Annotated in this window: 12 protein-coding genes; 11 read left to right on the top strand and 1 reads right to left on the bottom strand. The window is 37.8% G+C overall.

The features are described from left to right. Window positions 1-7 precede the first annotated feature (7 nt). From folK to JHC30_04510, 3 genes are read left to right on the top strand one after another with little or no spacing between them, the layout of a single operon-like run. Window positions 8-484 (top strand): 2-amino-4-hydroxy-6-hydroxymethyldihydropteridine diphosphokinase, encoded by a 477-nt coding sequence (gene folK, locus JHC30_04520; GenBank protein MCI4463417.1) that lies wholly within the window; start codon window positions 8-10, stop codon window positions 482-484. Between the two features lie 2 nt (window positions 485-486). After that, window positions 487-1,248 carry an exodeoxyribonuclease III gene (gene xth, locus JHC30_04515; GenBank protein MCI4463416.1) on the top strand — a complete coding sequence of 254 codons (762 nt, stop codon included), beginning with the start codon at window positions 487-489 and terminating at the stop codon, window positions 1,246-1,248. 14 nt (window positions 1,249-1,262) lie between these two features. Then, window positions 1,263-2,024: an inositol monophosphatase gene (locus tag JHC30_04510; GenBank protein ID MCI4463415.1), complete on the top strand. Its 762-nt coding sequence runs from the start codon at window positions 1,263-1,265 to the stop codon at window positions 2,022-2,024. A 3-nt stretch (window positions 2,025-2,027) separates the two neighbouring features. Here the strand turns inward: JHC30_04510 and JHC30_04505 are convergent, their stop codons facing one another. Then, complete coding sequence (locus JHC30_04505; protein MCI4463414.1) at window positions 2,028-2,861, bottom strand: DegV family protein; 834 nt, start codon at window positions 2,859-2,861, stop codon at window positions 2,028-2,030. 165 nt (window positions 2,862-3,026) lie between these two features. Between JHC30_04505 and JHC30_04500 the strand changes: the two genes are divergently transcribed. The 8 genes from JHC30_04500 to JHC30_04465 all read left to right on the top strand — a co-directional run. Further along, window positions 3,027-3,686 (top strand): hypothetical protein, encoded by a 660-nt coding sequence (locus JHC30_04500; GenBank protein MCI4463413.1) that lies wholly within the window; start codon window positions 3,027-3,029, stop codon window positions 3,684-3,686. Next, window positions 3,667-4,650: a G5 domain-containing protein gene (locus tag JHC30_04495; protein MCI4463412.1), complete on the top strand. Its 984-nt coding sequence runs from the start codon at window positions 3,667-3,669 to the stop codon at window positions 4,648-4,650. Before JHC30_04500 ends, JHC30_04495 begins: the two co-directional genes overlap by 20 nt. Beyond that, window positions 4,620-5,429 (top strand): ribosomal RNA small subunit methyltransferase A, encoded by an 810-nt coding sequence (rsmA, locus tag JHC30_04490; GenBank protein ID MCI4463411.1) that lies wholly within the window; start codon window positions 4,620-4,622, stop codon window positions 5,427-5,429. Before JHC30_04495 ends, rsmA begins: the two co-directional genes overlap by 31 nt. A gap of 86 nt (window positions 5,430-5,515) precedes the next feature. Next, window positions 5,516-5,902 (top strand): glycine cleavage system protein GcvH, encoded by a 387-nt coding sequence (gcvH, locus tag JHC30_04485; GenBank protein ID MCI4463410.1) that lies wholly within the window; start codon window positions 5,516-5,518, stop codon window positions 5,900-5,902. A 3-nt stretch (window positions 5,903-5,905) separates the two neighbouring features. Further along, complete coding sequence (gene gcvPA, locus JHC30_04480) at window positions 5,906-7,240, top strand: aminomethyl-transferring glycine dehydrogenase subunit GcvPA (GenBank protein ID MCI4463409.1); 1,335 nt, start codon at window positions 5,906-5,908, stop codon at window positions 7,238-7,240. Further along, on the top strand, window positions 7,224-8,690 hold the full coding sequence (gene gcvPB / locus JHC30_04475; GenBank protein MCI4463408.1) for an aminomethyl-transferring glycine dehydrogenase subunit GcvPB: 1,467 nt from the start codon (window positions 7,224-7,226) through the stop codon (window positions 8,688-8,690). Before gcvPA ends, gcvPB begins: the two co-directional genes overlap by 17 nt. Beyond that, window positions 8,687-10,429 (top strand): arginine--tRNA ligase, encoded by a 1,743-nt coding sequence (locus JHC30_04470; GenBank protein ID MCI4463407.1) that lies wholly within the window; start codon window positions 8,687-8,689, stop codon window positions 10,427-10,429. Before gcvPB ends, JHC30_04470 begins: the two co-directional genes overlap by 4 nt. Before the next feature lies 1 nt (window position 10,430). Continuing rightward, a partial coding sequence (locus tag JHC30_04465; GenBank protein MCI4463406.1) for a glycosyltransferase occupies window positions 10,431-11,311 on the top strand: 881 nt, incomplete at its 3' end.

Here is an 11,311-nt window from a genome sequence, read left to right as displayed (position 1 = left end):
GGTTCAGGTGGAGGAGCAGGCTAAACACAGGGTTTTTATCGCAATTGGTTCAAACTTAGGCGATAGAGAAAAGAATATCCTCGATGCAATAAATTATCTTATTGAGGAAGGAATTGATGTAAAGAAAATTTCTTCAATAATAGAAACAGAGCCCTATGGTGTAGAAGAGCAACCTAAATTTCTTAATTGCGTAGTTGAATGTTTTACAACGCTTTCACCTAAGGAACTTTTAGCACTTCTTCTTGATATTGAAAGGCGTCTTGGAAGGGTGAGAACATTACGCTGGGGACCAAGGACAATCGACCTTGATATAATTTTCTACGATGATCTTGTGATTGACGAACCCGACTTAAAAATTCCACACCCTGATATGCAGAATAGGTTTTTTGTTCTTAAACCTCTTTCGGAAATTGCGGGAGATTTTGTTCATCCCGTCTTGAAGAAAACAGTTAAAGAACTTTTGGAGGATCTGGGAGGGAAGTAAATATGAGAATTGCAACCTGGAATGTGAATTCAATAAGAAGCAGGCTTGAACATGTGAAAATTTTTTTGAAGGATAACGATATCGATATTTTAGGCATTCAGGAATTGAAAACTGAGGAAAAGAATTTTCCTTTCGACGACTTTAAAACTCTGGGCTATAATGTTGAGGCACTTGGTCAGAAAGCCTATAATGGAGTTGCGCTTATCTCAAGATTTCCCTTCTCTAAGGTTATTAAAAATGTCTTAAACGAGGATGAGGCGCGCACTATTTTAGGTGTTGTGAGTGGAGTTACCATTTTAAATGTGTATTTCCCTCATGGTGGTGAGTATGGTTCTGAAAGGTTCTTTTACAAACTCGAGTTTTACAAGAAAATAAAGAATTACATCCTTAAAAATAACCTTTTAGATGAGAATTTTATCCTTATGGGCGATTTCAATGTGGCAAAAGAGGAAATTGATGTATGGGATCCAATGTTACTTTCGGGGACTATCGGTTTTATGAAAGAAGAGCGTGAAGCACTTTCTGATCTTATGAGTATTGGCCTTATTGATGCATTCAGGTATTTCCATAAAGATGTGCAGGAATTTACCTGGTGGGACTACACGGGTGGAAGTTTTAGAAGAAATTGGGGCATGAGGATCGATTATATTCTTGTATCCGAAAGATTACTCCCAAAGTTAAAGAATTGTTATATCGAAAAAACCTTTAGGAAATTAGAAAAGCCATCGGACCATGTGCCTGTGGTGTTGGAAGTTCAAATTTAGAAAGGAGCGTAATTATGTACGAAAAAGATTTTGTAGTTAGCCTTGCAAATGATGTTGGCAAGGTTATAAAAGAAAACTTCAGGAAGCACCTCGAAGTTGAGTACAAAGGACCAAGAGACCTTGTAACAAATGTCGATAAGTATATCGATAACCTTGTTAGAGTTAGGATTCAAAAGGCATATCCGGATTATGGGATTATAACTGAGGAAAATTCCGACATTAACGAATCAGCAAAAATTAAATTTGTAATAGACCCTCTTGATGGGACAACGAACTTTGTAAAAGGGTATCCACAGGTTGCAGTTTCTATTGCACTAATGGAAGAGGATTCTGTTACTTTTGGCGTAGTTTATAACCCAATACTTGAAGAAATGTTTATTGGAGAATTAGGAAAAGGTGCAACTTTAAACGGGAAAGAAATACATGTTTCGAAGACAAATGACTTCAAAGATGCACTTGTTTTAACGGGTTTTGTTTACAAAGAAAGAAACGAAAAATCTTTACGAGTTTTTGGGGATATTCTTGAAAACGCTCTTTCGGTAAGGTGCGACGGTAGTGCCGCACTCGACCTTGCGCATGTTGCAATGGGCATTGTCGATTGCTACTATCAAAAAGGAATACACATCTGGGATATCATAGCGGGCTCGCTCATTGTAAAGGAAGCGGGAGGTGTTGTTTCTACTTTTAGTGGTGACCCTAATTTCCTATTTTCTTCAGAGGTTCTTGCAACAAACGGGGTATTACACACTAAAATGGTAGAGTTCTTAAAGGGTTAATTTTTACTCTTTCCCTAAAATCCCTACGCCAATCCACTCGGGACCGCCGTAAACTCCTACAACTGCACCACAGAGCAATTTCTCTATTTTCACATCGGTAATTTCTTTTACTTTTTCTTCGAATTCCTCAACATCGTTATTTATACCGTGGATGATTGCAAGCCTCTCAATCCCCTTGGTATCATTTATCTCTTTTACAAATTTAAGAAGGACTTCTTTTGCCCTGTTTAGAGACCTTGCAACGCTTTCGACTTTTACTTCACCATTGGTAAATGAAAGAACAGGCTTTATATTCAAAACCTCTCCAAGCAATCCTTCAGCACGGTTGAGTCTTCCTCCTTCTACGAGATATTTCAAGTGATAAAGGACAAACCTGTTGTATATTCTTTTTACGGCATTTTGCGTTTCTTCAAATACTTTCTCAAAGGGAAGACCTTTTTCTATTAAACCTATTGCGTATTCTGCAAGAAACCTTAAAGAGAAAGTTGTACTTTGCGAATCAACAATTCTTATCCTATCAGTTTTAAGCGTTTCAATTGCAACCCTTGCAGAGTTAATTGTTCCTGAAATTTTTTGGGAAAGGTGAATCGAAAGTATATCATGCCCTTCATCAAGAAGAGGTTTATATACTTCTATAAAATCCTGCGGAGAAGGTTGCGAGGTCTTGGGAAGTTCTTTTGAAGAAACAAGCCTCCTGTAGAATTCTTCAACTGATATGTCTGTTTCTTTAAATTCTTCGTTTCCAAACCTTATCTTTAAAGGGACAACCTTTATGTCATACTTTTCTAATACATCCTTAGGTATGTAACCTGTTGAATCAACAACTATTTTTATCATATATGCCTCCTTCAATATTATTATATTCAAATTCACATTTAATTCACAAAATGTCATATAATTTTAATTGGGAACTATTAAAACGCAAGCATTTGTCAAGTTTTCATTTGTTATTTTGTAAATTCATAAAAAATTGATATACTGAAGAGTTTAGGAAGGTGAGAAATGAAGATAAAAACATTGAATGGAGCGCTAATGTTTGCAAAAAATGTTATAAAAAAATATTTTGGAGAGGCTGTATTAAAGGTAAGCCCTGTTGATAAGAATGCAGCCATTATAGAGACAAAGTATTCTTTGTTTCTTCTTTACTTTATTGAAAATGTTGATAAGGGTTTTAGGCAGGCATTTCCAGAAATTGCAAGGCAGATTATGTGGGATGAAGGTATAAAGATTAGCAAAAAGACAATTCTTGAATTTTTAAATAAACCAAACCCCGAGCATAAAAAACTTTCTGTTCTCATTGTGTTGCCATCAAAGGACGTTTACCAGATTTCGCCATCGTCTCTTGTGAATTTCTGCGAACTTGCACGCCTTGAAGTTGAGGATAACGGAGTTTATTATTTTTTCCCGACTATTTTCCTCAAAAAAATTGAAGGAGATATTACTCAAAAAGAAACACGCACAAGGGACAAACTTTCTTTGATTTCTCAGATTAACTCTCTTGATGACTTTGATTCTGACGACCTTGAACAGGTTGCTTCATTTAAGGATTTCGATGTTGATTTTCTTGGAGAGATTGTGAGAAGTTTGCGTAGTATCGAGGAGAAACTCGAATCAATTGAAAATCTTTTGAAGAGGAGTAAATATGGTAGAAAAGATAGTTAAAACTTTAATAATTGTGATATTCCTTGTATTTGCATTCCTTGTCTCTTTTGGGCATGTTTATACAGTAGAAGACACAGGCAATAACAAGGTTTATCAGGTTCTTTCTTTTAAGGAACTCACAACAAAGGATGTTTTAGCAAAGGCAGATGTTTCAATCCGCCCTGAGGATGTAGTTGAGCCAGATTTGAGTGAGCCGATTGATTCTGGGAATGTAACAGTTCTCCGTTCAAGACCAATTGAGGTTATAATCGACAAGCAATCAAAAACCTACTACACGACAAAAGTTATCGTTTCTGACTTTCTTGACAGTATCGGTGTTAAATTAGGAGAGCGTGATTATATAAATGTTCCAGTGGATTCTGAATTAAACACAAATAGAATAGTAATAAAAAGGTACCTTGAAAAAGAAAAAATTGTGAAAGAACAAATTCCGTATAAAACAGTTTATGTTAATGATAATATGGTTGCAAAGGGTATGACCTATTTAAAGCAAACAGGGGCAAACGGCATAAAAGAAATTCACTACAAAGAAATCTACTTTGGTGGCGACAAGGTAAAAGAGGAATTTGCGTATGAGAAAATAACAAAAATGCCTATAACTCAAACCTATGTTGTAGGGACAGCATCTCCCCCAAAAAAGTATGTAAAATCGTTTGAAGTTATAGCAACGGCTTATTCACCTACATATGCGGAAACTGATTCAAATCCCTGGATGACTGCATCTGGGCTGCGTAGTAGCTTTGGTGTAGTTGCAGTTGACCCATCGGTAATACCAATGGGAACTCTTCTTTATGTTGAAGGTTATGGCTATGCAGTTGCAGGTGACACGGGTGGTGCAATAAAAGGAAACAGAATCGATGTGTTTTTCTATTACCCGTATGAAGCAAATAGGTGGGGCGTAAGAAGAGTCCGAGTCTATATTCTTGATGGTAAATGGAAATTTCAAGGGAAGTTAAATTATTAATAGATAAGTACAACTTCAAGGCGTCAAAAAGATTGGGGCAGAATTTTCTTGTTTCTTCTTCTGCCCTTAATTTTATTGTTGAGGCTATAAAACCTACAAAAGAAAAAACATACATAGAAATTGGCTCGGGCTTTGCGCTTCTTACAAGAGAAGTTGCAAAGTATGCAGGACATATTTACGCAATTGAATTAGATGAAAGATTCAAGCCATATTACAATGAAAACCCAATCCCAAATGTCACATTTATTATGGGGGATGCATTAAACATTGATTTCGATAATTTCCATGCAGATGAAATCTACGGAAATATTCCTTATTACATTACTTCAGACCTCGTAATGAAAGTTGCAAGGTCTTCATTATCAAGGGCAATACTATTAGTTCAGGATGAGGTTGCAAGGAGATTGGCATCAAACGTTTCGCAAAAAGAGTATGGCTCAATAACTGTTTTTACAAAATACTTTTTTGATGTGAAATTCCTCAAGCGCTTTCCCCCGAGTTTCTTTATTCCAAGACCTGATGTTTATTCTTCCCTTATCGAATTGAAAAGAGTAAGGGCGTACTTCCCAGAAGACGACGAATTCATGTCCTTTGTGCACAAGGCGTTTAATCGTAGAAGAAAAAAACTTCTTACAACTCTTAAAGAATTCTACAATTTCGATTTTTTGCAAGTATTCCGAAAATACAACATTAGTGAAAATGCTAGACCCGAAGAGCTGGATGTTGAGGATTTCCTTAAAATCTATAGAGAATATAAAGAATTAACCAAAAGTCCATAAATAGATACCCAAATATTTTAGTTTTTCGTTTTATTGTATTATAATTTTATGGAAGTTTAATAAAACTAATTTTAAGGAGGTAGGAAATGGCATATAAAGTTATTGAAGGTTTGTATTATTCAAAAAATGATGAGTGGGCAAAGGTCGATGGTGATATTGCAACAGTTGGCATCACCGATTATGCTCAGGATAAACTTGGTGATGTTGTTTATGTAGGAGAAGTTCAAGTTGGGAAGAAGGTAAAAAAAGAAGACACCGTTCTTACAGTTGAATCCGTTAAAGCTGCTTCAGACATCTATGCACCAGTATCAGGCGAGATTGTAGAGGTAAATAAAGCTGTGGTTTCTGACCCTTCCCTTCTTAATAAAGATCCATATGGTGAAGGATGGCTCTTCAAAATCAAAATGGAAAATCCTGAAGAGTTAAAAGAGTTAATGGATGCAAAAGGATACGAAGAGTACAGAAAAGAATAGCCTATGAAATACATTCCTAATACAAGAGAACAACTGGAGGAAATGCTTAAGACTATTGGCGTTTCCTCATTTGAGGAACTCATAAAAGATATTCCAGAGTCATTACGATTCAAGGGAGACTTGAATATTAAAGGTCCCCTTTCGGAAGATGAACTCATTTCGTACATCCGCTCAATCGAGAAAGAAAACGCAGATTTTGCTTCCTTGAAGCCCTTAGTCGGTGCTGGAAGTTACAAGCATTTTGTGCCATCTGTCATAAGGACGATTCTTTCAAGAGAGGAATTTTACACTGCATACACACCATATCAGCCGGAACTTGCCCAGGGAACTCTCCAAACGATGTTTGAGGTGCAAACGCACCTTGGAAGGCTTACAGGTTTTGATGCAGTTGTTCCATCCATTTACGATGGTGCCTCTGCAACAGCAGAAGCAGTCCTTATGGCAATGCGACTAACAGGTAAGAACAGGGTCGTTGTTTCAGGGCTCCTTAACCCTCAGTATCTTGAAACGATAAGGACATACACTGCTCCACATAAAACCGAAATCGTAGAAATTCCTTACGATAATAATTTGACTTCCTTACAAAAACTGAAAGATATTCTCAATAGCGAGACTGCTGTGGTTGTGATACAGAGCCCCAATTTCTTCGGAGGTATCGAAGATGTAGAAGCATTTTCGAAAGTTGTGCACGAATCAAAGGCACTTCTTTTGCAGGTTGTTACTGAAAGCCTTAGCCTTGCCCTTTTAAAGAGCCCTGCGGAACTCGGTGTAGATATTGTTGCAGGTGAAGCACAATCCTTTGGCATCGACCTCAATTTCGGAGGTCCATATAACGGCTATCTTGCAACGAAAATGGAATTTGTAAGGCAACTTCCTGGAAGAATCGCAGGGGAAACTGTCGATAGAAATGGGAAACGTGCTTTTGTAATGACACTCAGGGCAAGAGAGCAGGACATAAAGAGAGAAAAGGCAACTTCAAACCTCTGTACAAGCCACAATTTGAATCTTTACGCAATTGATGCTTATCTATCGCTATTTGGAAAAGAGGGGCTTTATGAGGTTGCTTTGTATAATACAAAGGCTGCACACTACCTTCGTAAGAAACTCTTAGAGACGCCTCACTTTAAAGGCGTTGATTACCCGTTCTTTAATGAGTTTGTTCTTAATACAGATTTGACAGAGGAAGAGATGAAAGAGAGGCTTTTGAAAATAGATGTGGTTCCTCCGCTAAAACTTTCAAATTACTTTGAAGACCTTGTAGATTCATACCTTTTTGCAGTAACAGAGGTCTTTAGCAAAGAAGACCTTGATAAGATTGTTGATGCCCTGGGAAGGTGAGAATATGAAACTCATATATGAAAAAAGCGTAAAAGGGCGTAAAGGATACTCCTTAAGAAAAGATGACTTTGAAGGAACAGCTACGGACTTTATCCCACAATATGCTATTTCTTCTAAAAAGAAAGAACTACCTGAGGTTTCCGAGGTCGATGTTGTAAGGCACTTTACAAAACTTTCAAAACTCAATTACGGCGTTGACGATGGATTTTATCCGCTGGGAAGTTGCACAATGAAGTACAATCCAAAAGTAAACGAGTACCTCGCAACGCTTGATAACTTCATAAATGCGCACCCACTTGCACCTCTTGAACTTGTTCAGGGGAACCTTCGGCTTATGTATGAACTCGAAGAAGCACTTAAGGAAATCACAGGGATGGACAGGTTTACTCTTATGCCTTCTGCAGGTGCACATGGCGAACTTGTGGGCGTCCTCATAATGAGAAAGTACTTTGAGGATATGGGCAAACCGAGAAGCAAAATGCTTATCCCTGATTCTGCCCACGGGACAAACCCAGCATCCTCTGCAATGGCTGGCTTTAAAGTCGTGGAGGTTAAGTCAAACGAGGTTGGGAATGTTGATCTCGATGACCTTAAGGCAAAAATGGATGAGGATACTGCAGGTATAATGCTCACAAACCCGAATACGGTAGGACTCTTTGAAAGGCAAATCATTGAAATCGCAGAGGTTGTTCACTCTAAGGGTGGGCTTCTTTATTACGATGGCGCAAATCTAAACGCCCTTCTTGGAATTGTGCGTCCTGGGGATGCAGGCTTTGATATCGTCCACCTCAATTTGCACAAAACTTTCTCAACACCTCACGGCTCAGGCGGACCTGGTGCAGGTGCTGTTGGCGTAAAGAAAAATCTTATAGAGTTTTTGCCCTCCCCATTAGTTTGTAATTGCGGGAAATACTTTGGACTTGAAGAACCTCGAAAATCAATCGGAAGGGTAAAGGCATTTTTTGGGAACTTTACCGTCCTTGTTAAGGCATATGCATGGATTCTCACAATGGGTGCAAGTGGACTGAAAGAGGTTTCAGAAGCCTCCGTCATCAATGCAAACTATGTCCTTGCAAGGCTCAAGAGTTATTACAGACCTGCCTACGATAGATTCTGTATGCATGAATGCGTCCTTACAGGTAGAGATTACAAGGAATACGGCGTTAAGACACTCGACATTGCAAAGAGGCTTATAGATTATGGATTCCATCCACCGACAATATACTTCCCTCACTTCGAGCCCTATGCACAGGAAACAATTATGGTAGAACCAACTGAATCTGAGGGGAAAGAGACAATTGATGAATTTATCGATGCAATGATAAAGATTTCAGAAGAGGCAAAAACAAACCCGCAGTTGTTGAAGGAAGCGCCTCATACAACATATGTAAGTAGACCCGACGAGGTGAAGGCTACAAAGGAGCCTATTTTAACTTATAAAGGAAAATGAATATATACAAGTTGCAATCTGAGATATCGGAGGCACTTTCAAAGCCTCTTTCAAATGTAGAATTTGACAAAAACTTTAAGTTGCTTGTAGCTCCTGAGGGATTTGGTGATTTCTCACTTAATATTGCATTTAAACTTGCAAAGGCATTGAGGAGGTCCCCAAAGGATATTGCAAATGAACTCGTTAACTATTTAAATCTCCCGTATTTTGAAACACTTTCAAATGACAATGGCTACATCAATATAAAGGTAAACAATGCATTTTATAAGGAATTTTTGAGAGCACTTTTTGAAAGCGGCAGTGTGTATTTTAAAAAAGAGCCTCAAAAAAAGAAAATTCAAGTTGAATTTGTTTCTGCAAATCCTACGGGGCCTCTTCATGTTGGGAATGGAAGAGGGGGCGTAATTGGGGATGTTGTTACAAATGTCCTCAAGAATCGTGGCTTTGAAGTTGAAAAAGAGTACTATGTAAACGATGCAGGAAATAAAATGGACCTCTTCGGTCAGTCGATAAGGTACTGGTATCTTAAAAATTTTGGTGTTGAAAGTGTTTTTCCCGAGGAAGGCTACAGAGGAGAATACATAAAGCGTATTGCTGATGTTATAGCTCTGGTCTTCAAAGACAGATTCATTAATTATGATTACGAAAGACAGGTTGAGGTTTTTAAAATACTTGGAGAGTACATCCTTTTGGGTGATGCAAACTCAAATATCGAAGAACTCGAGATTCTTAAGAAAAGCAACTTCACATTTGACTTTCCAAGCATTTTACAATCCTTAAAGAATTTCGGTGTTAATTATGATAATGTCTTTTTTGAGTCCTCACTCTATGAAGGGAACATAATCGAAGTTGAAGAGGGCTTAAAACTGCCAGAGAAACTTGCAGAAGTAGTTATCGAATTAAAGAAAAGAAATCTTCTCTTCAAAAAAGACGGGGCTTGGTGGTTCAAGTCAACGGAGTTTAAAGACGACAAGGATAGAGTTCTTGTCAAGGCGACAGGAGAGCCCACTTACACCTTAACTGACATTGCTTACCATGTTGATAAGTTCAGACGTGGGCATATCAAAGCAATCGATGTGTGGGGAGCAGATCACTTTGGGCATGTTATCACGATGAAGGCACTTCTTGAAGGTGTTGGGATTGGTGGAGCTTTCCTTGATGTTATCCTTTACCAGATAGTTCACCTCTTTGAAGGTGGTGTGGAAGTGATGATGTCCAAGCACACAGGGAAGTTTTATCCCTTAAGCGACCTTATAGATAAAGTTGGTAAGGATGCAGCAAGATTTTTCTTCCTTATGAAAAGTGCAGATACACACCTCAATTTCGATATTGACCTTGCTACATCGCAAACCCTCGACAACCCCGTTTTCTATGTGCAGTACACCTATGCAAGACTTCATAATATTGTAGAGGAATCTAAAAAGCGTAATATAGAATTTGTGGACTTTGATTCTGCCTTAAGTGAGCCACTTGAACCTATCGAAAGGAAAATCCTTAACACAATATTTTATTTGAATTCAATTCTTGATGATATCTCAAACGACTATTCAATCCACAGAATTCCAAATATAACACTTGACCTTTCAAGGGACATAAATTTCTTCTATCAGAACTACAGGGTTTTGGGAGAGGAAAATCCTATTGTTAGAACAAAGAGGTTTCTTATTGTTAAAGCCTCACTTGAAGCACTCTCAGTCCTTTTCGATTTGATGGGTATCGAAAAGAAAGAGCATATGTAGTATGAAAGTTGGAGCATTGGTTATTACATATAACAGAAAAGAACTTTTGAAGGGTTGTATTGAGTCGATTCTTTCAGGGACAGTTGTTCCAGATATTATTGTTGTAGACAACGCTTCGACAGACGGCACCGAGGATTTAGTAAAAAATTATCCTGTTAAATACCTGAGGTTAGATAAAAATCTCGGTCCTGCTGGAGGGGCTGAAGCAGGGCAAAAATTTGCGTATTCAGAAGGTTACGATTTTGTATGGATGCTTGATGACGATGTTATTGTCTCAAAAGATGCCCTTTTAAACCTTCTTACCTATTACGAGATTCTTCAAAAGCAATTTGATAAAATCATTTTAAGTTCGGTTACATACGGGGATTTGGAGTTCACAAAGCCATTTTATAATCTTTTGAGATACAATCCCGTGACGGGAATTACTAAAAAAATTGAGGATAGCGAATTTTCAAAAGATTATTTTGAATATGATATTGCGCCTATGAACGGGCTGTTTTTACCCAGGAAAGTTTTTGATATAGTGCAATTCTTTAACGGGAAACTCTTCGGATGGTACGACGATACAGAATTTGTGTTGAGGTGCAAGCGTGCAGGTTTCAAAGGTTTTGCAATAGCAAAAAGTAAAATTTATCACCCCATTGAATCAAGAAAGCAAGTTAAGATTCTTGGAAAGACTTTTACTCTTCTTTCTGGAAGGCCAATGAGGATGTACCTTGGCACGAGAAATAACATAATAGTCCAGAAGAAATTCCTTAAGCCACTCAACTTCTATTTTTTATTTTTACCAACATTTATTTTCAAAAGATTTATCTCGATTGTTTTCTTTTATGATGATAAAGGCACATTTCTCAAAAACTTCTTTCGTGGTATAATTGATGG

Source organism: Caldisericum sp., from assembly GCA_022759145.1.
Classification (GTDB): Bacteria; Caldisericota; Caldisericia; order Caldisericales; family Caldisericaceae; genus Caldisericum.
Note: the sequence above shows the minus strand (reverse complement) of the source record. Positions and strands in the feature narration are given on the sequence as shown.

Excerpts from the sequence above, each read along its gene's own strand:
- xth (MCI4463416.1), top strand. The coding sequence starts at position 487 with ATGAGAATTGCAACCTGGAATGTGAATTCAATAAGAAGCAGGCTTGAA.
- JHC30_04510 (MCI4463415.1), top strand. The coding sequence starts at position 1,263 with ATGTACGAAAAAGATTTTGTAGTTAGCCTTGCAAATGATGTTGGCAAG.
- JHC30_04505 (MCI4463414.1), bottom strand. The coding sequence starts at position 2,861 with ATGATAAAAATAGTTGTTGATTCAACAGGTTACATACCTAAGGATGTA.
- JHC30_04500 (MCI4463413.1), top strand. The coding sequence starts at position 3,027 with ATGAAGATAAAAACATTGAATGGAGCGCTAATGTTTGCAAAAAATGTT.
- JHC30_04495 (MCI4463412.1), top strand. The coding sequence starts at position 3,667 with ATGGTAGAAAAGATAGTTAAAACTTTAATAATTGTGATATTCCTTGTA.
- rsmA (MCI4463411.1), top strand. The coding sequence starts at position 4,620 with ATGGAAATTTCAAGGGAAGTTAAATTATTAATAGATAAGTACAACTTC.
- gcvH (MCI4463410.1), top strand. The coding sequence starts at position 5,516 with ATGGCATATAAAGTTATTGAAGGTTTGTATTATTCAAAAAATGATGAG.
- gcvPA (MCI4463409.1), top strand. The coding sequence starts at position 5,906 with ATGAAATACATTCCTAATACAAGAGAACAACTGGAGGAAATGCTTAAG.
- gcvPB (MCI4463408.1), top strand. The coding sequence starts at position 7,224 with ATGCCCTGGGAAGGTGAGAATATGAAACTCATATATGAAAAAAGCGTA.
- JHC30_04470 (MCI4463407.1), top strand. The coding sequence starts at position 8,687 with ATGAATATATACAAGTTGCAATCTGAGATATCGGAGGCACTTTCAAAG.